The following is a 23,869-nucleotide window of genomic DNA, read 5'->3' on the forward strand; positions in this document are numbered from 1 at the left end:
GTCGTCCCGACCGTGTCACCACCTGAGCGACGACAGGAGGCCCGGTGGCCTTTCCGTACCCTCCCCACCCCCAGTCCGCCCCGTCCGCCGGCCCGCGCCCGCCCGCCGGCGCGGCTGGCGCCCAGGGCCTCTACGACCCGGCGAACGAGCACGACGCCTGCGGTGTGGCCTTCGTGGCGGACCTGTACGGGCGACGCTCCCACGAGGTCGTCGCGAACGGCCTCGGCGCGCTGTGCCGGCTCGACCACCGGGGCGCCCGGGGCGCGGAACCCAACACCGGCGACGGCGCGGGCATCATGATCCAGGTGCCGGACGCGTTCCTCCGCGCCGTGGTGGACTTCCCCCTCCCGCCCGTCGGGCAGTACGCCACCGGTCTGGTCTTCCTCCCCGACGACGACGCCGGTGAAGCCCGCGCCCGCCGGGTGCTGGAGAAGTACGCCCTGGTCGAGGGGGCCGAGGTGCTCGGCTGGCGGGACGTGCCTGTCGACCCGGCCGACCTCGGCGAGACCGCCCTGGCGGCGATGCCCCGGGTCCGTCAGCTCTTCCTCGCCGCGAGCCGGCTCACCGGCTCCCCGGACGCTCCTGCCGGCACCCCGCTGACCGGTCTCGACCTGGACCGGGTGGCGTTCTGCGTCCGTAAGCAGACCGAACGGGAAACCGCCGAGCGGGGCGTGCCGGCGTACTTCCCGTCGCTGTCCGGGCGCACCATGGTCTACAAGGGGATGCTCACCCCCGACCAGCTCCCGGCGTACTACCCGGACCTGCGGGACAGTCGGGTGACCAGCGCGATCGCCTTGGTGCACTCCCGGTTCTCCACGAACACGTTCCCGTCCTGGCCGCTGGCGCACCCGTACCGGTTCATCGCCCACAACGGCGAGATCAACACGATCCGGGGCAACCGGAACTGGATGCAGGCCCGCGAGGCGCTGCTGCGGACGGCGAACCTGCCGGGCAACATCCGCCGGCTGTTCCCGATCTGCACTCCGGCCGCCTCCGACTCGGCCAACTTCGACGAGGTCCTCGAACTGCTGCACCTGGGCGGGCGGAGCCTCCCGCACGCGGTGCTCATGATGATCCCCGAGGCGTGGGAGAACGACCCGGACATGCGCGCCGACAAGCGCGCCTTCTACCGGTTCCACGCCAGCCTGATGGAGCCGTGGGACGGGCCGGCCTCGGTGGCCTTCACCGACGGCGCGGTCGTCGGCGCGGTGCTGGACCGCAACGGCCTGCGACCGGGCCGCTGGTGGCGTACCGCCGACGGCCTCGTGGTGCTCGGCAGCGAGGCGGGCGTGCTCGACCTCGACCCGGCCCGGGTGATCGCCAAGGGGAGGCTCCAGCCGGGGAAGATGTTCCTGGTCGACACCGTCGCCGGTCGGATCGTGCAGGACGACGAGATCAAGGCCGAGCTGGCCGCCGCCCAGCCGTACGGCGACTGGCTGCACGCGGGGCTGATCGAGCTGGACGACCTGCCCGCCCGCGAGCACATCGTCTACACCCACGACTCGGTGCGCCGCCGGCAGCAGACCTTCGGCTACACCGAGGAGGAGCTGAAGATCCTCCTCGCGCCGATGGCCCGCAGCGGCGCGGAGCCGATCGGTTCGATGGGCACCGACACCCCGATCTCCCCGCTCTCCACCCGGCCACGGCTGCTCTACGACTACTTCCACCAGCTTTTCGCGCAGGTCACCAACCCCCCGCTGGACGCCATCCGGGAGGAGCTGGTCACCAGCCTCCAGACCACCATCGGCCCGGAGAGCAACCTGCTCGACCCGGGGCCGGCGAGCTGCCGGCAGATCGTGCTGCCGTACCCGGTGATCGACAACGACGAGCTGGCCAAGCTCCTCTCCGTCGACGACGACGGGGACCAGCCCGGCTTCAAGGCGGTCCGGGTCTCCGGCCTGTACCGGCTCCGCGAGGGCGGGGCGGGCATCAAGGCCCGGCTGACCGATATCTGCCGGCACGTCTCCGAGGCGATCGAGGACGGCGTGCGCATCCTGGTCCTCTCCGACCGGGACTCCAACGCCGACCTGGCCCCGATCCCGTCACTGCTGCTCACCGCCGCCGTGCACCAGCACCTCGTCCGCGAACAGACCCGCACCCAGGTCGCGCTGGTGGTGGAGTCCGGCGACTGCCGGGAGGTGCACCACGCGGCCGTGCTGATCGGGTACGGCGCGGCGGCGGTCAACCCGTACCTCGCCTTCGAGTCCGTCGAGGACATGATCGCTACCGGAGTGTTGACCGGAGTGGCCCCCAACCGAGCCGACGAACCGCCATCGGAGCTGGCGGCCAAGGCGGTCCGCAACTACGTCAAGGCGCTCGGCAAGGGCGTCCTGAAGATCATGTCGAAGATGGGCATCTCCACCGTCTCGTCGTACTGCGGCGCGCAGGTCTTCGAGGCCGTCGGGCTGGACACCCAACTCGTCGAGCGGTACTTCCGGGGCACCCCGAGCACGATCAGCGGCATCGGGCTGGACGGCATCCACGCCGAGGTCGCCGCCCGGCACGCCCTGGCCTGGCCCGCCCCGGGCACCCCCGCCTCGCCCCGCCTGGAGGTGGGCGGCGAGTACCAGTGGCGGCGCGAGGGCGAGCTGCACCTGTTCAACCCGGAGACGGTCTTCCTGCTCCAGCACGCCACCCGCAGCCGGCAGTACGACATCTTCCGCGAGTACACCGGCAAGGTCGACGCGCTCGCCGCGCGGGCCGGGTCACTGCGCGGCCTGTTCACGCTGCGCACCGGCGTCCGGCCCCCGGTGCCGATCGAGGAGGTCGAGCCGGCCAGCGAGATCGTCAAGCGCTTCGCCACCGGGGCGATGTCGTACGGGTCGATCTCGGCGGAGGCGCACGAGACCCTGGCCGTGGCGATGAACCGCCTCGGCGGAAAGTCCAACACCGGCGAGGGCGGCGAGGAATCCGACCGCCTCTACGACCCGGTACGCCGCTCGGCGGTCAAGCAGATCGCCAGTGGCCGGTTCGGGGTGACCAGCGAGTACCTGGTCAACGCGGACGACCTCCAGATCAAGATGGCGCAGGGCGCCAAGCCCGGCGAGGGCGGGCAGCTCCCCGGCAACAAGGTCTGGCCGTGGATCGCCCGGACCCGCCACGCCACCCCGGGTGTCGGCCTGATCTCTCCGCCGCCGCACCACGACATCTACTCGATCGAGGACCTCGCCCAGCTCGTACACGATCTGAAGTGCGTCAACCCGGCCGCCCGGGTGCACGTCAAGCTGGTCAGCGAGGTCGGCGTCGGCACCGTGGCGGCCGGCGTCGCCAAGCTCAAGGCCGACGTCATCCTGATCTCCGGCCACGACGGCGGCACCGGCGCGTCCCCGCTGAACTCGCTCAAGCACGCCGGCACCCCCTGGGAGCTGGGCCTGGCCGAGGCGCAGCAGACGCTGCTGATCAACAAGCTCCGTGACCGGGTCACCGTGCAGGTCGACGGGCAGCTCAAGACCGGCCGGGACGTGCTCGTCGCGGCGCTGCTCGGCGCGGAGGAGTTCGGCTTCGCCACCGCACCGCTGATCGTCGCCGGCTGCGTGATGATGCGCGTCTGTCACCTGGACACCTGTCCGGTCGGCATCGCCACCCAGAATCCGGTGCTGCGCGAGCGCTTCACCGGCCGCCCGGAGTTCGTGGAGAACTTCTTCCTCTTCCTCGCCGAGGAGGTCCGGGGCTACCTGGCCGAGTTGGGGCTGCGCAGCATCGAAGAGGCGATCGGGCAGGTCGAGCTGCTCGACGTCGCCCCGGCGGTGGAGCACTGGAAGGCCAAGGGGCTCGACCTGGGGCGCGTCCTGCACCTGCCGGAGCTGCCCGCCGGCGCCGCCCGGCGCGGCGTCCGCGCCCAGGACCACGGCCTGGAGCACGCCCTGGACAACGAGCTGATCCGGCTGGCCGGTCCGGCCCTGCGCGACGGCACCCCGGTCCGGGTCGAGGTGGCGGTGCGCAACGAGCACCGCAGCGTCGGCGCGATGCTCGGCGGCGAGATGACCCGCCGGTACGGCGGCACCGGTCTGCCCGACGACACCGTCGAGTTCGTGCTGCGCGGCACGGCCGGTCAGTCGTTCGGCGCGTTCCTGCCGTACGGGGTGACCCTGCGGCTGCACGGCGACGCCAACGACTACGTCGGCAAGGGTCTCTCCGGGGGGCGGATCGTCGTCACCCCGGACCGGGCCGCCCCGTTCGTGTCCGCCCAGGCCGCGCCCGGCGACCGCGCCGAGGACCAGATCATCGCCGGCAACACCATCCTGTACGGCGCCACCGCCGGTGAGGTCTTCCTGCGTGGCCGGGTGGGGGAGCGGTTCGCGGTCCGCAACTCCGGCGCGACGGCGGTCGTCGAGGGTGTCGGCGACCACGGCTGCGAGTACATGACCGGCGGCACGGTGGTCGTCCTCGGCCCGACCGGTCGCAACTTCGCCGCCGGCATGTCCGGTGGTCTCGCCTTCGTGCACGATCTGGACCGCCGTCGGGTCAACACCGAACTGGTGGACCTCGCGCCGCTGCGCGACGAGGAGCGTGAGCTGCTGCACGACCTGGTCCGCCGGCACGTCGCCGAGACCGGGTCGACGGTCGCCGAGGATCTGCTCAAGCGGTGGCCGGAGGCGGTGGAGGAGTTCACCGCGGTGGTCCCCCGGGACTACCGCCGGGTGCTGGACATCATGCGGGCCGCCGAAGCCGCCGGCCGCGACGTCGACGATGCGGTGATGACCGCGCTGTCCGCGCCGGCCGCGCCGGCCCACCGGACGGTGGCGGCCCAGGAGGTGGCTCGTGCCTGACCCGAACGGTTTCCTGCGCTATCCCCGGCGGCTGCCGGAGCGCCGCCCGGTGCCGGTGCGGATCAGCGACTGGCGGGAGGTGTACCCGCCCGCCGGGGAGGGCCTCGTGCGCGAGCAGGCCACCCGGTGCATGGACTGCGGCGTCCCGTTCTGCCACGACGGCTGTCCCCTGGGCAACCGCATCCCGGACTGGAACGACCTGGTCCGCACCGGGGACTGGGCGGCGGCGGTGGGCTCGTTGCACGCCACCAACAACTTCCCCGAGTTCACCGGTCGGCTCTGTCCCGCGCCCTGCGAGGCGGCCTGCGTGCTCGGCATCGGCGACGACCCGGTGACCATCAAGCAGGTCGAGGTGGAGATCGCCAACGCCGCCTTCGACCAGGGCCTGGTCGTCCCCGCGCCGGTCGCCCCGCCGACCGGCCGGCGGGTCGCGGTGGTCGGCTCCGGCCCGGCCGGCCTGGCCGCCGCGCAGCAACTGGTCCGCGCCGGTCACGCGGTCACCGTGTACGAACGGGACGACGCGATCGGCGGCCTGCTCCGGTACGGCATCCCCGACTTCAAGCTGGAGAAGGGGCACATCGACCGGCGGCTGGTCCAGCTCGCCGCCGAGGGGGTGGAGTTCCGCACCGGCGTGAACGTCGGCGTGGACGTCACCGCCGAGCAGCTCCGCGCCGGGTACGACGCGGTGCTGCTGGCGTGCGGTGCGCTCGCCGGCCGGGACACCCCGCAGACCCCGGGCCGTGGGCTGCGCGGCGTCCACCAGGCGATGGAACATCTGGTCGCGGCGAACCGCGCGGTCGCCGAGGCGGGGGACGGGCCGGTCGGACCGACCCCGATCGACGCGGCCGGGAAGCACGTGGTAATCATCGGCGGCGGGGACACCGCGGCGGACTGCCTCGGGGTGGCGCACCGGCAGGGCGCGCTCGGCGTCCACCAGCTCGACCTGTACCCGGAGCCGCCGCACACCCGCGACACCGCCCGCGACCCGTGGCCGACCTGGCCGTGGCTGCTGCGCAGCTACCCGGCCCACGAGGAGGGCGGCCAGCGGGTCTTCGCCGTCGCCGTGCAGGAGTTCGTCGACGACGGCACCGGCGGCGTCCGGGCGGTCCGGATCGCCGAGGTGACCGTCACCAAGCGCGACGGCCAGCGGATCGTCACGCCGGTGCCCGGCTCGGAGCGGGAGCTCCCGGCCGACCTGGTGCTGCTGGCGATCGGCTTCGAGGGCACCGAGGAGCAGCCGCTGCTCGCCCAGTTCGGGGTGACCCGCAACACCCGGGGCGCGGTCGACGCCCGCCCCGACTGGCAGACCGACGCCGACGGGGTCTTCGTCGCCGGTGACATGCACCGGGGCGCGTCCCTGATCGTCTGGGCGATCGCCGAGGGCCGGGCCGCCGCCGCCGCGATCCACGCCCACCTCGGCGGCGCGGGGACGCTCCCCGCGCCGGTGACCGCCTCCACGCGGCCGCTCGCCGCGCGCTGACCCGCCACGGGTACGGCCGGCCGCACCACCCGGTGCCGCCGGCCGTACCCGTCCCTGCGGGCGGGCGTGTCGTGCGCCGGACCGGGACGTCCACGCTTGCCACGCTGGGCGACACTGAGACGGAAGCGTTCTGGCTGGTCACGCCCGGGGTCGCGGTCGACGTCCTGATCGACGCGGCGGTCGGCGGCCAACCGGAGGTGGTGGCTGTCGCCACTGCGGTCACGCCGATCGGGGCCCACTGACGCCGAAGCCGTCGATTGCGCTCGCCGGCCCGGCAGGTGGATCGTCGGGCGCTCCGCGTCAGGTCAGGTCAGGTCACCCGGCGTACGTCAAGAATGGACGGGCCGACAGGGAGTCGGCCCCGAGCGGGACGTTACGGGACCGCACCGAGCACGAAGGTGGCGACGTGGCCAGGATGCTCTACTCAGCGTCGATGTCGATCGACGGGTTCATCGCCGGGCCGGGCGGTGACATGTCGTGGCTGACCCCGTACCTCGGTCCGAACCCGACCATGGACGACGTGGCCGCGCGGACCCGTGCGCTGCTCGTCGGCCGGCGGACGTTCGGAGGTGACGACCCTTACCGGGATCTGCCGGGGGAGGGAGAGGCGTTCGGCGGGGGCTGGAGCGGACCGCAGTTCGTGCTCACCCACCACCCGCCGGCCGACCCGGTGCCCGGCGTCACCTTCGTCACCGACCTTCACACGGCGGTGACCCGGGCGCGCGAGGCGGCCGGTGACGGGTACGTCAACGTCCTCGGCGGGGACGTCGCCCGGCAGTGCCTCGACGCCGACCTGCTGGACGAGGTGCTGGTCTGTGTCGTACCCGTGCTGCTCGGCGACGGGGTGCGGCTGTTCGACCACCCGGGCGGGAGGACCGTCCGGCTCGAACCGGTCGGCGTGAGCGAGGCACCACCGGCCACCAACCTCTGGCTGCGCGTGGTGCGCTGAGCAGTTGGCGGAACGGCGAGGGGGGTCTCCCGGGTCGGGGGACCCCCCGTGCGGTCCGGGGGAGACCGAGGATTACCCGTCCGTAACTCTTCATTGACGGTTACGAATTATTGCGGGCATCATGTGTCCACGATCGATCGGACGTCCCCGCCCGCCTCCCGCCACCACCGGGACCACCCCCACGGAGGGCGCAGCCATGCTGCTCCGAAAGATCCTCGTCACCGCCACGGCCGCCGCCGCGATCCTGGTGCCGGCCACCGCCGCCACCGCAGCCCCGACACCCGTCCCCGCCGACGCCGCCACGGGCACGACCGCGACGAGCGACGTCGGCGCGTCCGCCACCAACCCGGTGATCGTCGTCGGCGGCCTCTCCGGCGTCGCCATCGCCTACGAGCCGCTCGCCGCCCGACTGCGCGGCGACGGCCACCGGGTCTCGATCTACCAACTTCCCGGCCTCGGGCTCGGCGACATCGCCGCCTCCGCCCGCTCCTTCAGCGGGTACGTCGCCCAGGTGCGCGCCAACACCGGCGCGGCGAAGGTGGACCTGGTCGCCCACTCCGAGGGCGGTCTGGTCTCCCGGTACTACCTGAAGTACCTGGGCGGCACCGGCTCGGTCGGCCGGCTGAGCACCCTCGGCAGCCCGCACTACGGCACCTACATCGCCGACATCGCGACGTTCCTCGGTCTCGGCGACTGCATCGGGATCGTCGCCTGCCAGCAGATGGCCATCGGCTCGGCGTTCCTCAACGACCTCAACGCAGGGGACGACACGCCGGGCACGGTCCGCTACACCACCATCCGTACCCTCCAGGACGAACTGGTCCGGCCCACCCAGAACGCCACCCTCGCCGACGGCGCGGTCAACGCCCTCGTCCAGACCTGGTGTCCGGTACGGATCGTCGGACACCTCGGGCTGGTGCTCGACGGCACCACGTACACCATGGTCCAGGACGCCCTCGCCGACCGGGCGATCACGCCGAACTGCTTCGCGGTCTGACGAGCCGTCCGCTGGACGCCGGCCGGAGCCGCCGTCACCGGAGCCGCCAACGTGCGCCACGGTGCCGCCTACGCATCGTGACCGGGACTCCTATCACATCGCCGGTGGGTAGGTCGCCCGACCGGGCCCGCACCGGGGTGTGGGGCGGGTTCCACAATCGTCGCCGACAACGCTTCCTCCAGAGAGGACACTCGTGAAGCACAGGATTCTCGGCGCGTTGACGGTGGCGGGCCTGGCGCTCGCCGGTTCGACCGTGGCCGCCTCGCCGGCGGCGGCCAGCGACACCTACGGCGCCATCTGCGTTCTCAACCAGAACACGTGGTTGCGGGACGAACCGCACGGCAGTGTGCTGCTCACGCTGACGGCGGGGCGCGGGTTCCGGTGGCATGGCGCCGGCTCCGACAACGGCTCGGGCGTGATGTGGCTGTACGGCCACGGGGCCGAAGCGCCGACGCGGGACGGCTGGGTCCCCGCCAGCAACGTGTCGAACTGCTACTGGCCGTAGGACGTCGAGACGGGACAGCTCCGCCTGTCCCGGAGTCGAGCGGCGGTGGAGGTGTGCACCGGCACCGCGACGGACGACGTCGCGCAGTCGGGCACGGTGAACACCTCCACCGCCGCACACACAGGACCCGGTGACCTGTGCGGGGTCCGGGCCGGTATCCGTCCCGCTCAGGCAGCCCGGCTGAGCGCGTCGTACTCCTCGTCGGTGAGGGTCACCTCGGCGGCGGCGACGTTCTCCTCCAGGTGCGCCACGGACGACGTACCCGGGATGGGGAGCAGCACCGGCGACCGGCGCAACAGCCAGGCGAGCGCGAGCTGTGCGGGCGTCGCGTGGTGGTCGGCGGCGACCGCGTCCAGCGGGCCGCCGGGGCGGGCCAGGTCGCCGGTGGCGATCGGGAACCACGGGATGAACGCCAGGTCGTGCCGCTCGCAGTGCTCCAGCACCGGCTCGGCCCGCCGGTCGGCCAGGTTGTAGAGGTTCTGCACCGACACGATCGGCGTGATCGCGCGGGCCTGCTCGATCTGTTCCACCGTCACCTCGGAGAGCCCGATGTGCCGGATCTTGCCCTCCTGCTTGAGCAGGGCCAGCTCACCGAGCTGGTCGGCGAGCGGCACCTGCGGGTCGACGCGGTGCAGCTGGTAGAGGCCGATGGTCTCCAGACCCAGGTGACGCAGGCTCAGCTCGCACTGCTGGCGCAGGTACTCCGGCCGGCCGACCGGGCGCCAGTCGTCCGGGCCGGAGCGGGTCAGTCCGGCCTTCGTCGCGATCACTAGGTCGTCGGCGTACGGGTGCAGCGCCTCGCGGATCAGCATCTCGCTGACGAACGGCCCGTACGAGTCGGCGGTGTCGATGAACGTGACGCCCAGCTCCACCGCCCGGCGCAGCACCCGCACCGCCTCGGCGGGGTCCTTCGGATCACCCCACACCCCCGGCCCGGTGAGCTGCATCGCCCCGTACCCGAGGCGGTCGACGGGCAGGTCCCCGCCGATCCGGTACCGACCCGACGCCTTCGCCGGCTGACCGCTCGCTCCGACTGCCATGATCCAGGTTCCTCCCGTACGTCGCACCGCCCACCGGCGGCCGTCCCGCCGCGCCTGTTCGTCCGTCTTACCCGGCACACCGCCCCCGATGCCCCCACCGGGTGTGCCTCCGGGCACCGTCAGAATTGTGCGCGGGGTGGTTGCAGGGGGCCCTTCCTCGACAGAAAACGTGAGCAGGGGACCCCTGCTACCACCTCGGGAGGGGCTGGCGCCGACTCAGACGCGGGCACCGAGGATCGCGTCGGCGGCGCGCCAGGCCAGCGCGGCGACCGGGCCGTTGATCCACCCGGACACCAGCACCGGCAGCACGGAGGCGTCCACCACCCGCAGCCCGTCCACCCCGCGCACCCGCAGATCCGCGTCGACCACGTCGGCGTCGTCCGGGCCCATCGCGCAGGTGCCGACGGCGTGGTAGCCGCAGTACCCGTGCGCCAGCGCCGCGCCGAGGATCTCCTGTTCGCCGCGGACGGTCGGACCGGGCAGCGTCTCCGCCACGATCCGCCGGGCGATCGGCCCGGTCGCGAAGAACTCCCGCATCCGGCGGAACGTCGCCACCGCCACCGCCCGGTCGTACGGGTCGGTCAGGTAGCGCACCAGGATCCGGGGCGCGGTCGCCGGGGTCGGACCGGTGATCTCCAGGCTGCCCTCGCTCTCCGGACGGGTCACCCCGCCCAGGCACATCAGTCCGGCCTCCCGTTCCAGCTCCAGCGCGTGGCCGGGTCGGGGCGGCGCGGCGGAGAACGGGGCCATCAGCAGGTGCGCGTCCGGCCGCTCCCGGTCCGGCCCGGAGCGCAGGTACGCGGCCACGTCGTGCACCGGCAGGGCGAGCGGCCCCCGCCTGGCGACCAGCCAGCGCACCGCCGCCAGCGACTGCCCGAGCATGTTGTTGAGCAGGGGGTTGTATCCGATCTGACCGGTCAGCCGGTACTGGAGGGCCATCATCCGGTGTTCCCGCATCCCGGCGCCGACCCGGGGCCGGTCGGCCAGCACCGCCACCCCGGCGGCGCGCAGCGTGTCGGCCGGGCCGATCCCGGAGAGCTGGAGCAGTTGCGGGCTGGCGATCGCGCCGGCCGCCAGGATCACCTCGGCGCGGGCGTAGAGGTCGACGCTGCGCCCGGCGCGGTGCACCCGTACCCCGACCGCCCGGCCCCCGTCCACCAGCACCCGCTGGGTGACCGTGCGCACCAGCACGGTCAGGTTCGGCCGGTCGCGCACCGGGTGCAGGAAGGCGTCGGCGGCGCTGACCCGCTGGCCGTCCCGGATGGTCGCCGTGGTGTAGCCGATCCGCTCGTCGTCGCCGTCGTTGAGGTCGTCGGTGCGGCGCAGCCCCTGCCGTACCCCGGCGTCGATCATCTCCTCGCAGAGTTCGTTCGTGTCGACGGCGGTGGACAGGCGCAGCGGGCCGCCGTCCGTACCGGCGTCCGCCGTGCGGTAGGGGCTGTCCTCGATGCGCTGGAACACCGGGCGCATCGTGTCCCAACCCCAGCCGGCGTTGCCCCGGTCGGCCAGCGCGTCCCAGTCGGCCGGAGCGCCCCGGCCGTAGATCATGCCGTTGATGGAGCTGGAACCGCCGACCAGCCGCCCCCGCTGCCACACCTCCTGCTGCCCGGTGGAGGTGGTGGCGGGGTAGTGCCAGGCCGTGCTGCGGTCGTCCATGAGCTTGGAGAAGCCCTTCGGGATGCGGACGAAGAGGCTGCTGTCCCAACCGCCGGCCTCGACCACCAGCACCCGGGTGGCCGGGTCCGCGCTGAGCCGGTGCGCCAGCACGCAGCCCGCCGTGCCCGCGCCGACCACGACGTAGTCGAACTCTTCCACACTGGACCCCCGGTCGGCGATCGATGGATCAGACCGTAGCCGGTCGGTCACTCACCGGACATCGGGGGGTCGGTCGCCGGCCACCGCCGGATCGCCGGGGCCGCCCGTGGCCGCGCGGCCACCCCGCAGCGGTACGGCCCCGCGCGTCGCCGCACGGAGTGGTGACGAACGGGCTGGCCGGATGGGTCGCGGCGTCGCGGATGCCGTCGTGCCGAGGGACGACCCACCGGAGGAGGACGGCGAGGGGTACGATTTCCGGCGCGCGGTCGCTGATGCCCGCCACCTCAACGTCCCGGTGTGGCGTCGCCCGCCGGCCATACGCGCCCCGCGCGTCGTTGGAGAACTGTTCCGCATTCTGCAAGAGGGTCGGCCCCCAGCCCGGCCCGGGGGAGAGACTAGCCTGATGGGCGTGACACGCCGCGTGAAGATCGTCTGTACTCTCGGTCCCGCCACCGCCTCGCCGGAACGCATCCGCGGGCTGGTCGAGGCGGGCATGAACGTGGCGAGGCTGAATTTCAGCCACGGCAGCCACGCCGACCACGAGGCCGTGTACCGGCTGGTCCGGGAGGCAGCCGAGACGGCGGGCCGTCCGGTCGCCGTCCTGGCCGACCTCCAGGGCCCGAAGATCCGCCTCGGCAAGTTCGCCGACGGGCCGCACGAGTGGCGCAGCGGCGACTCGGTGGTGATCACCGGTGACGACGTGCTCGGCACCAAGGACCGGGTGTCCTGCACCTACCGCAAGCTGCCGCAGGAGGTGAAGCCGGGCGACCGCCTGCTGATCGACGACGGCCGGGTCGCCGTCGAGGTCACCGACGTCACCGGCAACGACATCCGCTGCCTGGTCACCGAAGGCGGCCCGGTCTCCAACAACAAGGGCGTCTCGCTGCCCAACGTGGCGGTCAGCGTGCCGGCCATGTCGGAGAAGGACGCCGAGGACCTCCGCTTCGCCCTCGGGCTCGGGGTCGACCTGGTCGCGCTCTCCTTCGTCCGCTCGGCCGAGGACATCAAGCTCGTCCACGGGATCATGAGCGAGGTCGGGGTGCACCGGCCGGTGCTGGCCAAGGTCGAGAAGCCCGAGGCGGTCGACCACCTCGAGGCGATCGTGCTGGCCTTCGACGGGGTGATGGTGGCCCGGGGCGACCTCGGTGTCGAGCTGCCGCTGGACCAGGTCCCGCTGGTGCAGAAGCGGGCGGTGCAGCTCTGCCGGGAGAACGCCAAGCCGGTCATCGTCGCCACCCAGATGCTCGACTCGATGATCGAGAACTCCCGGCCGACCCGGGCCGAGGCCTCCGACGTGGCCAACGCGGTGCTCGACGGCGCGGACGCGGTGATGCTCTCCGGCGAGACCAGCGTCGGCAAGTATCCGGTGCTGACCGTCAGCACCATGGCGAAGATCGTCACCACCACCGAGGCCGGCTCGTTCGCGGTGCCCCGGCTCCAGCACGACCCGCGTACCCACGGCGGCGCGCTGACCTCGGCGGCCTCGTCGATCGCCCGGGCCATCGGCGCCAAGGCGCTGGTCGCCTTCTCGCAGACCGGCGACACCGTGCGCCGGCTCTCTCGGCTGCACTGCGACCTGCCGCTGCTGGCGTTCACCCCGGTCCCGGAGGTCTACCGGCAGCTCGCCCTCTCCTGGGGCGTGCAGACCTTCCTGATGCCGTTCGTGGAGCACACGGACGACATGTTCCGTCAGGTCGACCAGGCGCTGCTCGGGCTCAACCGGGCCAACCCCGGCGACTACGTGGTGATCGTCGCCGGCAGCCCGCCCGGCACGCCCGGCTCCACCAACACGCTGCGCGTGCACCAGCTCGGATCGCTCGTGGACGCGGCCTCGGCGCGGGCCTTGCAGTGACCGACGTCCTGACCGGCCAGGCCGCCGTCGACCAGCTGCTGGAGGTCCTCGACCTCGCGCCGACCGGCGCGACGTCCTTCCGGGGGATCAGCCCCCCGGTCGGTCCGCAGCGGGTGTACGGCGGCCAGGTCGCCGGTCAGGCCCTAGTGGCCGCCGGCCGTACGGTCGCCCCGGAGCGGTTCGTGCACTCGCTGCACGGCTACTTCGTCCGTCCCGGTGACCCGAACGAGCCGATCGACTACCAGGTGGAGAACGTCCGCGACGGGCGGTCCTTCTCGGTCCGCCGGTCGGTGGCGTACCAGCACGAGAAGCCGATCTTCTTCATGTCGGCTTCGTTCCAGCACCGGGAGGAGGGTCTGGACCACCAGGCCCCCACCCCGCCGGACGTGCCCGTTCCCCAGGACGTGCCCACCATGACCGACCGGCTCGCCCGCTACCCCGAGCGGCTCGGCATCTGGGCGATGATCCCCCGACCGATCGACGTCCGCTACGTCGGCGAACCCGGCTGGGTGCGCCCCGGCGACCGGCCCGCGGACCCGCACCAGCGGGTCTGGATGCGCATCGACGGCAAGCTCCCCGACGATCCGCTGCTGCACGCCTGTGCCCTGACGTACGCCTCCGACCTGACCCTGCTCGACTCGGTGCTGTCGGTGCACGGCGAGGTCTGGGGGCCCGGCGGCGTGGTCGGGGCCAGCCTCGACCACGCGCTCTGGTTCCACCGCCCGTTCCGGGCCGACGAGTGGTTCCTCTACGACTGCTGGAGCCCGTCGGCCTCGGGCGGGCGAGGGCTCGCCACCGGGCGGATGTTCACCACCGACGGCGGGCACATCGCCAGCGCCGTGCAGGAGGGGCTGCTGCGCCGGGTCGAGGGATGACCTGCCGGGGCGATCGGCGAGCCGGTCCGACTGGCCGGTAACCTCTCTGACATGCGCCTCTCCGCCCGGGTCGACTATGCGTTGCGTGCGACCGCCGAACTCGCGGCGGTCGCCGGTGACGGACCCGGACGGACCCGCCCGGTCACCGCCGAGCAGATCGCCCGGGCGCAGGACATCCCACCGAAGTTCCTGGAGAGCATCCTGCTGCAACTGCGCCGGGGTGGCATCGTGCACGCCCAGCGTGGCCCCGAGGGCGGCTACTGGCTGGCCCGCCCGGCCGCCGAGATCTCGCTCGCCGAGGTGATCCGGGTGATCGACGGCCCGCTCGCGCACGTCCGGGGGCACCGTCCGGAGCAGGTCGGGTACCACGGGGCGGCGCGGTCGTTGCAGGAGGTGTGGATCGCCCTGCGGGCCAGCGAGCGGGAGATCCTCGAACTGGTCACCGTCGCCGACGTGGCCTTCGGGAGCCTGCCCGAGCGGGTCAACCAGCTCGCCGCAGACCCGAGCGCCTGGAGCTGACCCGGTACCCGTCGTACGGCCCGTCCTGTCCCACTCCGCAAACAGCACTTGACCCGGAGCCGCCACGTGCCGCATTGTCGACCAAGCCGATAGGAGATACCTAAAAGCTGGGAGGATGCGGTGCGCAAGCTGGTGGTACTGGCGTTGGTCGGCCTCGCCGCCCAACTGGTGGACGGCTCGCTCGGCATGGCCTACGGGCTGACCTCCTCGACACTGCTGCTCCTGGCCGGGGTCGCCCCCGCCGCGGCGTCCGCGTCGGTGCACCTCGCCGAGATCGGCACCACCCTCGCCGCCGGGGCGGCGCACTGGCGGTTCGGCAACGTCGACTGGCGGGTGGTCAGCCGGATCGCCCTGCCCGGCGCGGTCGGAGCCTTCGCCGGGGCCACCCTGCTCAGCTCCCTCTCCACCACGTCCGCCGCCCCCTGGATGGCCGGCATCCTCTTCACTCTCGGCGCGTACCTGCTGGTGCGCTTCTCCCGACCGCTGCGCACGAACCCGCAGGCGGGTCGGCTGCGCGGCCGGTTCCTCGGTCCGCTCGGCCTGGTCGCCGGCTTCGTCGACGCCACCGGGGGCGGGGGATGGGGCCCGGTCGCCACTCCGGCGCTGCTGGTCTCCGGGCGGATGGAACCCCGCAAGGTGATCGGCTCGGTGGACACCTCCGAGTTCGTCGTCGCCAGCGCCGCCAGCGTCGGCTTCCTGCTCGGCCTCGGCTCGGAGGGCTTCGTGCTGCCGATCGTGGCGGCCCTACTGGCCGGCGGGCTGATCGCCGCCCCGGTGGCCGCCTGGCTGGTCCGCATCGTCCCGGCCCAACTGCTCGGTGCGGCCGTCGGCGGGGTGATCGTGCTGACCAACGCCCGCAGCCTGGTCCGCGCCGTCGGTCTGGACGGGCCGGCCCCGGTCGTCGTCTACGTGCTCCTCGGCCTCGGCTGGCTGACCGCCCTCGTCCTGGCGGTCCGCGTGCTGCGGCGAACCCGGTCCGCCGCGCGCTCCGCCCGGGCCACCGGGTCGGAGCCCGCTGCGGCCGCCACCGGGTCGGAGCCCCTGGTCGTCGCCGAGCGCTGACCCGGTCGGGAACGCCTCGGGCCGCGTGGTCGCAGAGGTCAGCGCGTCGGGCGGTCGCCCTCGGGGAGCAGACCGTCCGCCGTGGTGCGCAGCAGTTCCCACGCCTCGTCGACGTGCTCCTCGCGGGTCTGCGGGGAGCCGACCGCGAGGCGCAACGTGTACCGGCCCCCAACCCGGGTGTGCGTCAGGTACACCCGGCCGGTGGCGTTGACCCGCTCCAGCAGCGCGGCGCTCGGCTCGTCCCCGGCCCGCAGCCGGAAGCAGACCAGCGAGAACGGATGCGGGGCGGTCAGCTCGAACCGGTCGTCGGCGCGGATCCGGTCGGCGAACCGGGCGGCCAGGGCCACCCCGGAGCGAATGTGCGCCCGCAGTCCCTCGACGCCGTACCAGCGGAGCACGAACCAGAGCTTCAGCGCCCGGAACCGGCGGCCCAGCGGCACCTGCCAGTCCCGGTAGTCAATCACCGCTCCGGACTCGGTGGCCGCGTTGCGCAGGTACTCCGGCAGGACGGTCAGCGCCTCGACCACTTCCGCCGCGTCGGCCACCCAGAACGCGTCGCAGTCGAAGCCGGTGAGCAGCCACTTGTGCGGGTCGAAGCAGTACGAGTCGGCGTACTCCAGACCCGCGTGCGACCAGCGCAGCTCGGGGCAGACCGCCGCCGCTCCCGCGTACGCCGCGTCCACGTGCAGCCAGACGCCGTACTCGGCGCAGATCGCGCCGATCTCCGGCAGCGGATCCACGGCGCTGGTGGAGGTGGTCCCGATCGTCGCCACCACGATCGCGGGCACCTCGCCGGCAGCCAGGTCGGCCTCGATCGCGGCCCGGAGCGCCGCCGGGCACATGGCCTGGGTTTCCGGGTCCACCTCGACCGGGCGCACCCCCTCGTCGCCCAGGCCGGCGATCCGGGCCGCCTTCTCGATCGAGGAGTGGCCCTGGGTGGAGGTGTAGGCGCGGTAGCGGCGGTCGACGCCCACGCCGCGCCACCGGCCCCGGCTGGCCCGGTGCAGGGCCGCCAGGGTGGCCACCAGGGCCGCCGAGGAGGCCGAGTCCTGGATCACCCCGCCGCCCCGGCCGGACGAGTGGAACCGCTCCGGCAGGTCGAGCAGCCCGGCCAGCCAGTCGAGCATCCTCGTCTCCAACTCGGTGCAGGCCGGCCCGGTGGCCCAGAGCATGCCCTGCACGCCGAGCCCCGAGCTGACCAGGTCACCGAGGACGCTCGGGCCGCTGGTGTTGGCGGGGAAGTAGGCGAAGAACCCGGGATGCTGCCAGTGGGTGAGCCCCGGGGTGACCACCGAGTCGAGATCGGCGAGCACCGCCTCGATCGACTCGCCGGCCGTCGGCGGACCGGTGGGCAGCGCGGCGGCGACCGTCCCCGGCGGGTCCTGCGACGTCACGGGGCGCGCGTCGAGCGTCGACCAGTAGTCGGCGATCCAGTCCACCACCGCGTGACCGGCGCGGCGGAACTCCTCCGGGTCCATGTGAGCTGCCACCCGACGAGTCGACCAACAATCCGTTCCGGAGGCAAGGAGGTGTGACGTGCCCCCAACGGCAGGCACCGGGCCGGTAGCCGCGGAATCCGCACAGCTCCGGCCCGGTGCACCACACCGCAGCACCCCCGACCCGTCCCGACCGGGGGATGCCCTACCACCACCGGAACTTACGTTAGGCGACCCCCGCCACCGGTGGGTAAAGCCGGTGTGAAGATCGTGTTTCGGGCATCTTGCCCGAGCTGGGGGAGTGGGTGTCGTGCCCCGGAATCAGGTCTCCTGTCCTCCACGGTGCGGAGCCCTCTTCGCCGGCCCGGGTCCGCCCGTGCCGGACCAGCAGCACGGCGGTCTGGATCAGCCCGCGCGCCGCAGGCCGCCGGCCACCCGCTCCGCGATCAGCTCGAACGACCGCACCCGGTCGGCCACGTCGTACACCAGGGTGGTCAGCATCAGCTCGTCGGCCCGGGTCCGCTCCAGCAGCCCGTGGAGCTGCCGGCGCACCGTCTCCGGCGAGCCCATCAGCTGGCCCTCCCCGCGTTGCGCCACGAACTGGCGCTCCATCTCCGTGTACGGGTACGCCGCCGCCTCCTCCGGGGTGGCCAGTGGCTCGGGCCGGCCCGAGCGCAACCGCAGGAACGACAGGGCTGCCGGCGCGGCCAGCCACCGTGCCCGCTCGTCGGTCTCCGCGCAGACCGCGTTCGCCGCCACCATCGCGTACGGCCGCTCCAGCCACTGCGACGGCCGGAAGCTGCGCCGGTACAGCGCCAGGGCCGGTTCGGTGTTCGCCGCGCTGAAGTGGTGCGCGAACGAGAACGGCAGACCGAGCGCGCCGGCCAGCTGCGCGCTGAACCCGCTCGACCCCAGCAGCCAGACCGCCGGCTGTTCACCCCGTCCCGGCGTGGCCACGATCGGCCCCGGCCGCTCCCCGCTGAAGTAGTTCATCAGGTCGGCGAGTTCCCGGGGGAACCCCTCCGCCGACAGCCCCTCCACGGTCCGCCGCAACGCGAGCGCGGTCACCTGGTCGGTGCCCGGCGCCCGGCCGATCCCCAGGTCGATCCGGCCCGGGTGCAGCGCCTCCAGGGTGCCGAACTGCTCGGCCACCACCAGGGGCGCGTGATTGGGCAGCATCACCCCGCCCGAGCCCAGCCGGATCGTCGAGGTGTGCGCGGCCAGGTGGGCGATCAGCACGGCCGGCGCGGAACTCGCGATCGCCGGCATGTTGTGGTGCTCGGCCACCCAGAACCGGTGGTAGCCCAGCTCCTCGGTCCGTCGGGCCAGCTCGGTGGTGTGCGCCAGCGCCGCCCCGGCGGACGTCCCGGCGGCGACCGGAGCAAGATCAAGAACAGACAACGGTACGTCGATCACACGCCTGACCAACCCGGCCCACCCCCGTCTTGTTCCAGCAGGGGTCCCCTGTTACCGCTTTTTGTCGAACAAGGGGCCCCTGCTACCACCCGGCCCGGCCCGGCCCGGCCTGTCAGGCCGTCAGCCCAGTCCCCGGACCTGTTCGAAGATGAGGCTCGTCTGGGTGTGCTGCACCGCCGGATCGACCGCCAGGTGATCCAGCACGAAGTCCCGCAGCGCGTCCCCGGACGCCGCCCGCACGTGCAGCACGTAGTCGTCCGCTCCCGCGACGTGGAACACCGACACCACCCCCGGCAGCCGCACCGACCGGGCCCGGAACGCGTCCACCGCGGCCCGCTCGTGCGCGGTCAACCGCACCGACACCAGTGCCTGCAACGGCAGGCCCACCGCCGTCGGATCGACGTCCGCGTGGACCCCCCGGATCGCCCCGCACCCGCGCAACGCCCGGACCCGGCTCAGGCATGTCGACGGCGCCACCCCCACCCGTTCGGCGAGCGCGTTGTTCGGAATCCGCCCGTCCCCGGCGAGCACGGCGAGGATCGCCCGGTCGGTGTCGTCCAGGGCGGCGAACCGCCGTACATCATTCGGTGCGACTGCCATCCACCCATGATCCGCCGAAGATCCGTCGATGCTCAAGCAGCGACACAGAATCTTCTACGGATCACTTGCTCTGCATTGCCATGATGTTCGAGGCTTCCGCCATGACCGCCCTGGACACCCGGGCCGTGCACGCCGGCCGCGACGACCTCGCCGGCCTCGGCGTCCACGTGCCGCCCATCGACCTCTCCACCACCAACCCGCTGCCCTCGGTGGAACAGGGCGGTGACGCGTACGAGACCTTCGCCGCCGGCGGCTCCCTGCCAGCCGGCGGCAACGCCGTCTACCAGCGCCTCTGGAACCCCACGGTCGCCCGCTTCGAGACCGCCCTGGCCGAACTCGAGGACACCACCGACGCCGTCGCCTTCGCCAGCGGCGTGGCCACCCTGACCGCCGCCCTCCTCGCCGCCACCCGCGACGGGAACCGGCACGTCGTCGCCGTCCGCCCCCTCTACGGCGGCACCGACCACGTGCTCGCCACCGGGCTGCTCGGCACCGAGGTCACCTGGGCCCGGCCGGACGAGGTCGCCGCCGCCGTACGTCCCGACACCGCACTGGTCGTCGTCGAGACCCCCGCCAACCCCACCCTCGACCTCGTCGACCTGACCGCCCTCGCCACCGCCGCCGGCGCCGTGCCGCTGCTGGTGGACAACACCGTCGCCACGCCCGTCCTCCAACGACCGGCCCGGCACGGCGCCACCCTCGTGCTGCACAGCGCCACCAAGAGCATCGGCGGCCACGGCGACGTCCTCGCCGGGGTCGTCGCCTGCGACCGCACCTGGGCCGCCCGGCTGCGCCAGGTCCGGGCCCTCACCGGCGCGATCCTCCACCCGCTCGGCGCGTACCTGCTGCACCGTGGCCTCCAGACCCTCCCGTTGCGGGTCCGGGCCCAGCAGGCCGGCGCGGAGAAACTCGCCGCCTGGCTGGCCGGCCACCCGGCTGTCGCCCGGGTGCACCACCCCAGCGTGGCCGACCCCGCCGGGCTGGTCGGCCGCCAGATGTACGGCACCGGCAGCCTGCTCGCCTTCGAGGTACGCGGTGGCGCGCCCGCCGCCTCCGCCGTCGCCGGGGCCTGCCGGCTGATCACCCACGCCGTCTCGCTCGGTGGCGTGGACACCCTGATCCAGCACCCGGCGTCGCTGACCCACCGACCCGTCACGGGGGACGCCCGCCCGGCCGCCGGACTGCTGCGCGTCTCCGTCGGCCTGGAGGACCCGGACGACCTACGCGCCGACCTCGCCCAGGCGTTCGACTCGGTCGACGGCCTGAAATTCTGATGCGGCGGTGGTAGTGGAACGCCCCTCCCGTTCGTCATCCACCTGACGAAACCCTCGTCGACCGGACCGACGAACCCCGTTCGTCACCCCGCGTCGACGAACACCGAGAGGAGCGCGACCATGGACCCGGTCACCACGAGCACCGCCGGCACCGCGAGGAGGGCCACCCGATGAGGTACCTGATGCTGGTCTGCACCGACCCGGACCACCAGCCCGGCCCGGACGACGCTGCCCCGGACGTCGGCGACTGGGTCACCGAGATGGACGGCAGGGGTGTCCGGCTGATGGGTAGCCGGACCCGACCGGCCAGCGACGCCACCACCGTCCGGGTCCGCGACCGCCAGGTCCTGCTGACCGACGGCCCGTACGCCGAGACCAAGGACCAGATCGCCGGCTTCGACATCATCGAGTGCGCCGACCTCGACGAGGCCGTCGAGGTGGCGTCCCGGCACCCGATGGCCTGGGCAGGGAAAATCGAACTCCGCCCGTTCTGGCCCGATGACGAGGAGTGACCACGGAAACGGACGACGCCGGTGCCGGCTGAGGTGACCGGACGCATCGCCGGGATCTACGCCGACGCGTGAAGCCGGATCGTGGCCACCATGATCCGGCTCACCGGCGGCGACTGGCACCTGGCCGAGGAGTGCGCCCAGGACGCGTTCACCCAGGCCCTGCGGACATGGCCGGAATCCGGCATACCCGACCAGCCGGTGGCCTGGCTGACCACCACCGCCCGGCGCCGCGCGATCGACCGGATGCGCCGCGCGTCGACCGAGGCCGCCAAGCTACGGCAGATCGCCGCGACCGGCCCGGAGCCGCCGCCGTACCACAGCGACAGCGACATCCCGGACGAACGCCTGGAACTCCTCTTCACCTGCTGCCATCCGGCGCTGAACCTCGACGCCCAGGTGGCGCTGACCCTGCGCAGCCTGACCGGCATGAGCACCGCCGAGACAGCCCGGGCGTTCCTGGTGCCGGAACGCACCATGGGCCAGCGCCTCTTCCGCGCCAAACAGAAGATCGCCCACGCCCGCGTCCCGTTCCGGGTGCCGCCGGCGCACCTGCTCCCGGATCGGCTCTCTGCCGTCCTGCACGTGCTCTACCTGCTGTTCAACGCCGGCTACGGCGACCCGGAGAAGGCCCGGCTGAGTCGGGAGGCCATCCGGCTCGCCCGGGTGCTGACCGCCGCGCTGCCCGACGAACCCGAGGCCCTCGGCCTGCTCGCCCTGATGCTGCTGCACGACGCCCGGCGGGATACCCGTACCGACGCCGCCGGTGACCTGGTCACCCTGGCCGACCAGGACCGCTCGCGCTGGGATCGGGACCGGATCGCCGAGGGTGCAGCCCTCTGCGAACGTGCCCTGCGCCACCGGCGCGCCGGGCCGTTCCAGATCCAGGCGGCCATCGCGGCGTGCCACGCCACCGCGCCGGTCGCGGCCGAGACCGACTGGCCGCAGATCGTCGGGCTGTACGACCACCTCGCCCGCGTCGCCCCGAGCGTGATCGTGGACCTGAACCGGGCGGTCGCGGTCGGCATGACCGACGGGCCGGAGGTGGCACTGCCCCTGGTCGACGCGATCGTCGCCACCGGGCAGCTCGACGGTTACCACCTGCTGCACGCCACCCGCGCCGACCTGCTGCGCCGCGCCGGCCGGACCGTGGAGGCGGCGGACGGTTACCGGACGGCGCTCGACCTGGCCCCCCACCGACGCCGAGCGCCGGTTCCTGCGCGGCCGGCTGGGCCTCTGCTGACAGCTGTGGCTCCGCGGAAGCGGGGTGCGCGCCGCCCTGCCCGGTGTGCGGGCCGACCCGGTCAGGACTTCGGGGTCTCCTGTTGCCAGTCGGCGAGGACGATCCGGCCGCTCGTGCTTCCTGCCGGGCCCGTGCTGCGGCAGCAGGAACGGCCAGTGAGCTGCGTAACCCTGCACCGCCACGCAGCCCTGCTTCCGGATGCGTTGGAACGCCCCGGCCAGCACGCGCCGCATGGCGGTCCCTGCACCGGTGCCGCACGGTCGCGTAGGGAAGGCCGACGGCACGTGGGGCCTCGGCGACCGTATGCCCGGACGGGTGGAGCCGTCGGGCGCGGTCGCGGACGTCGGGAGCGTGCACGGCGTCCTCATCGAACGCCTGTAGGACAGGAGTGCCGGGAGCGGGATTCGAACCCGCAAGCCCTTTCGGGCAGAAGTGTTTGAGACTTCCGTGTATGCCGTTCCACCATCCCGGCGGGTGGACCTAACTGTACCGGACTAGGCTTCTGCGAGAACATGGGTGGTGGCGGTTTGATGATCGACGGTGGGAGTTGGGCTGGTGGCCGAGACGCAGACGGATGCCGCGCGCAGGCGCGTGTTGATCGCCGAGGATGAGGCGCTGATCCGGCTCGACCTGGCCGAGATGCTCGTCGAGGAGGGCTACGAGGTGGTGGGGGAGGCCGGCGACGGCGAGACCGCCGTCCGGCTCGCCGAGGAACTCAAGCCCGACCTCGTCATCCTCGACATCAAGATGCCGATCATGGACGGCCTGGCGGCGGCCGAGCGGATCGCCGGGGCCCGGATCGCTCCGGTGATCATCTTGACCGCGTTCAGCCAGCGCGACCTGGTCGAGCGGGCGCGGGCGGCCGGTGCGATGGCGTACCTGGTGAAGCCCTTCCAGAAGAGCGACCTGGTGCCGGCGGTGGAGATCGCCCTCTCCCGCTACTCGGAGATCGCCGCGCTGGAGGCCGAGGTCGCCGGTCTGACCGACCGCCTGGAGATCCGCAAGACGGTGGAGCGTGCCAAGGGTGCGCTGATGACCACGTACAACATGACCGAGCCGCAGGCCTTCAAGTGGATCCAGCGGACGGCGATGGACCACCGGATGACCATGAAGGAGGTCGCCGAGCGGATCCTGGCGGAGACCTCGGGTGGTGAGGCGGCGCCGACGCCGTCGTGACCACGACGGCGCCGGGACCACCGGGTCGGGGGCGGGACCGATAGCATCTCGTCCATGTCTAGCCGGCGCGCGGTGGCGCTGTTCGCTCTGCTCGCCGTACTGCCGTCCGGTTGCGGACGGTCACCGGGCCGAGACGCGGACGACGCCGCCGTCCGGCCCTTGACGCTCGCCTGGCAGCCGGTGAACCTGCCCGCGCCGTCGGGGCCACCCGGTCGGTTGCTGGTACGTGACGTGGTGGCCTGCGCCGACCGGTGGTACGTGGTGCGGTCGCCGACGCGGCCGGTGACACCCGGCCGGTGGCCTGGTCCAGCCCGGACGGTCTGCTCTGGACGGCGCTGCGGTTGTTGCCGCA

The 23,869-nt window shown here is 73.0% G+C and carries 18 protein-coding genes, 1 tRNA gene and 1 pseudogene; 14 read left to right on the forward strand and 6 right to left on the reverse strand.

Features of this window, described 5'->3' with window-relative positions; translation table 11 throughout:
- The first annotated feature begins 44 nt into the window (after positions 1 to 44).
- The 6 genes from gltB (at position 45) to GA0074694_RS18350 (ending at position 8,700) form a co-directional block, all read left to right on the forward strand.
- Complete coding sequence (gltB, locus tag GA0074694_RS18330; RefSeq protein WP_091460031.1) at positions 45 to 4,769, forward strand: glutamate synthase large subunit; 4,725 nt, start codon at positions 45 to 47, stop codon at positions 4,767 to 4,769.
- Positions 4,762 to 6,249: a glutamate synthase subunit beta gene (locus GA0074694_RS18335; RefSeq protein WP_091460033.1), complete on the forward strand. Its 1,488-nt coding sequence runs from the start codon at positions 4,762 to 4,764 to the stop codon at positions 6,247 to 6,249. The genes gltB and GA0074694_RS18335 overlap by 8 nt, the downstream gene beginning before the upstream one ends.
- Positions 6,250 to 6,320: 71 nt before the next feature.
- Positions 6,321 to 6,491, forward strand: coding sequence for a hypothetical protein (locus GA0074694_RS31760; RefSeq protein WP_176737998.1), 171 nt, complete (start codon positions 6,321 to 6,323; stop codon positions 6,489 to 6,491).
- 173 nt (positions 6,492 to 6,664) lie between these two features.
- A complete protein-coding gene (locus GA0074694_RS18340) occupies positions 6,665 to 7,198 on the forward strand; it encodes a dihydrofolate reductase family protein (protein WP_245715007.1) in 534 nt (177 codons plus the stop codon).
- A gap of 196 nt (positions 7,199 to 7,394) precedes the next feature.
- Complete coding sequence (locus GA0074694_RS18345) at positions 7,395 to 8,195, forward strand: lipase family alpha/beta hydrolase (protein ID WP_091460038.1); 801 nt, start codon at positions 7,395 to 7,397, stop codon at positions 8,193 to 8,195.
- Positions 8,196 to 8,388: 193 nt separating this feature from the next.
- A complete protein-coding gene (locus tag GA0074694_RS18350; protein ID WP_091460040.1) occupies positions 8,389 to 8,700 on the forward strand; it encodes a hypothetical protein in 312 nt (103 codons plus the stop codon).
- A gap of 167 nt (positions 8,701 to 8,867) precedes the next feature.
- Here the strand turns inward: GA0074694_RS18350 and GA0074694_RS18355 are convergent, their stop codons facing one another.
- Both GA0074694_RS18355 and GA0074694_RS18360 read right to left on the reverse strand, forming a co-directional pair.
- Entirely contained in the window at positions 8,868 to 9,740 is an 873-nt protein-coding gene (locus GA0074694_RS18355) for an aldo/keto reductase (protein ID WP_091460042.1), read from the reverse strand.
- 216 nt (positions 9,741 to 9,956) lie between these two features.
- A complete protein-coding gene (locus GA0074694_RS18360) occupies positions 9,957 to 11,555 on the reverse strand; it encodes a GMC family oxidoreductase (RefSeq protein WP_091463374.1) in 1,599 nt (532 codons plus the stop codon).
- A gap of 403 nt (positions 11,556 to 11,958) precedes the next feature.
- On the opposite strand from GA0074694_RS18360, the gene pyk reads away from it, so the two are divergent.
- The 4 genes from pyk to GA0074694_RS18380 all read left to right on the forward strand — a co-directional run bounded on the left by pyk (position 11,959) and on the right by GA0074694_RS18380 (position 15,863).
- Positions 11,959 to 13,407 (forward strand): pyruvate kinase, encoded by a 1,449-nt coding sequence (pyk, locus tag GA0074694_RS18365; protein WP_091460045.1) that lies wholly within the window; start codon positions 11,959 to 11,961, stop codon positions 13,405 to 13,407.
- Entirely contained in the window at positions 13,404 to 14,282 is an 879-nt protein-coding gene (locus GA0074694_RS18370; protein WP_176737999.1) for an acyl-CoA thioesterase, read from the forward strand. Before pyk ends, GA0074694_RS18370 begins: the two co-directional genes overlap by 4 nt.
- Positions 14,283 to 14,333: 51 nt before the next feature.
- Positions 14,334 to 14,801 (forward strand): RrF2 family transcriptional regulator, encoded by a 468-nt coding sequence (locus tag GA0074694_RS18375; protein WP_091460049.1) that lies wholly within the window; start codon positions 14,334 to 14,336, stop codon positions 14,799 to 14,801.
- Positions 14,802 to 14,921: 120 nt separating this feature from the next.
- Positions 14,922 to 15,863: a sulfite exporter TauE/SafE family protein gene (locus GA0074694_RS18380; RefSeq protein WP_091460051.1), complete on the forward strand. Its 942-nt coding sequence runs from the start codon at positions 14,922 to 14,924 to the stop codon at positions 15,861 to 15,863.
- 38 nt (positions 15,864 to 15,901) lie between these two features.
- On the opposite strand, the gene GA0074694_RS18385 is transcribed toward GA0074694_RS18380, so the two are convergent.
- From GA0074694_RS18385 to GA0074694_RS18395, 3 genes are all read right to left on the reverse strand, one after another.
- On the reverse strand, positions 15,902 to 17,353 hold the full coding sequence (locus tag GA0074694_RS18385; protein WP_245714787.1) for a pyridoxal-dependent decarboxylase: 1,452 nt from the start codon (positions 17,351 to 17,353) through the stop codon (positions 15,902 to 15,904).
- Between the two features lie 351 nt (positions 17,354 to 17,704).
- The gene (locus tag GA0074694_RS18390) at positions 17,705 to 18,715 is read right to left on the reverse strand and encodes an LLM class flavin-dependent oxidoreductase (RefSeq protein WP_176738000.1); all 1,011 of its coding nucleotides are present in this window, start codon (positions 18,713 to 18,715) and stop codon (positions 17,705 to 17,707) included.
- A gap of 120 nt (positions 18,716 to 18,835) precedes the next feature.
- The gene (locus tag GA0074694_RS18395; RefSeq protein WP_091460058.1) at positions 18,836 to 19,315 is read right to left on the reverse strand and encodes an Lrp/AsnC family transcriptional regulator; all 480 of its coding nucleotides are present in this window, start codon (positions 19,313 to 19,315) and stop codon (positions 18,836 to 18,838) included.
- An 83-nt stretch (positions 19,316 to 19,398) separates the two neighbouring features.
- On the opposite strand from GA0074694_RS18395, the gene GA0074694_RS18400 reads away from it, so the two are divergent.
- The 3 genes and pseudogenes from GA0074694_RS18400 to GA0074694_RS18410 all read left to right on the forward strand — a co-directional run bounded on the left by GA0074694_RS18400 (position 19,399) and on the right by GA0074694_RS18410 (position 22,341).
- Complete coding sequence (locus GA0074694_RS18400) at positions 19,399 to 20,589, forward strand: trans-sulfuration enzyme family protein (protein WP_091463375.1); 1,191 nt, start codon at positions 19,399 to 19,401, stop codon at positions 20,587 to 20,589.
- 170 nt (positions 20,590 to 20,759) lie between these two features.
- Positions 20,760 to 21,101, forward strand: a complete 342-nt coding sequence (locus GA0074694_RS18405; RefSeq protein ID WP_091460060.1) for a YciI family protein — start codon at positions 20,760 to 20,762, stop codon at positions 21,099 to 21,101.
- Between the two features lie 90 nt (positions 21,102 to 21,191).
- A pseudogene (locus GA0074694_RS18410) lies at positions 21,192 to 22,341 on the forward strand (RNA polymerase sigma factor).
- Between the two features lie 389 nt (positions 22,342 to 22,730).
- Here the strand turns inward: GA0074694_RS18410 and GA0074694_RS18420 are convergent.
- Positions 22,731 to 22,813 (reverse strand) — tRNA-Leu (locus GA0074694_RS18420).
- 83 nt (positions 22,814 to 22,896) lie between these two features.
- Between GA0074694_RS18420 and GA0074694_RS18425 the strand changes: the two genes are divergently transcribed.
- Positions 22,897 to 23,517 carry an ANTAR domain-containing response regulator gene (locus tag GA0074694_RS18425; protein WP_091460062.1) on the forward strand — a complete coding sequence of 207 codons (621 nt, stop codon included), beginning with the start codon at positions 22,897 to 22,899 and terminating at the stop codon, positions 23,515 to 23,517.
- Positions 23,518 to 23,869 lie beyond the last annotated feature (352 nt).

The sequence above is a fragment of the Micromonospora inyonensis genome (assembly GCF_900091415.1).
GTDB lineage: Bacteria > Actinomycetota > Actinomycetes > Mycobacteriales > Micromonosporaceae > Micromonospora > Micromonospora inyonensis.

What these genes read in the sequence shown, in the direction of transcription:
- GA0074694_RS18340 (WP_245715007.1), top strand. Translation starts at nt 6,665, where the DNA reads ATGCTCTACTCAGCGTCGATGTCGATCGACGGGTTCATCGCCGGGCCG.
- GA0074694_RS18400 (WP_091463375.1), top strand. Translation starts at nt 19,399, where the DNA reads ATGTTCGAGGCTTCCGCCATGACCGCCCTGGACACCCGGGCCGTGCAC.
- GA0074694_RS18405 (WP_091460060.1), top strand. Translation starts at nt 20,760, where the DNA reads ATGAGGTACCTGATGCTGGTCTGCACCGACCCGGACCACCAGCCCGGC.
- pyk (WP_091460045.1), top strand. Translation starts at nt 11,959, where the DNA reads ATGGGCGTGACACGCCGCGTGAAGATCGTCTGTACTCTCGGTCCCGCC.
- GA0074694_RS18395 (WP_091460058.1), bottom strand. Translation starts at nt 19,315, where the DNA reads ATGGCAGTCGCACCGAATGATGTACGGCGGTTCGCCGCCCTGGACGAC.
- GA0074694_RS18355 (WP_091460042.1), bottom strand. Translation starts at nt 9,740, where the DNA reads ATGGCAGTCGGAGCGAGCGGTCAGCCGGCGAAGGCGTCGGGTCGGTAC.
- GA0074694_RS18375 (WP_091460049.1), top strand. Translation starts at nt 14,334, where the DNA reads ATGCGCCTCTCCGCCCGGGTCGACTATGCGTTGCGTGCGACCGCCGAA.
- GA0074694_RS18345 (WP_091460038.1), top strand. Translation starts at nt 7,395, where the DNA reads ATGCTGCTCCGAAAGATCCTCGTCACCGCCACGGCCGCCGCCGCGATC.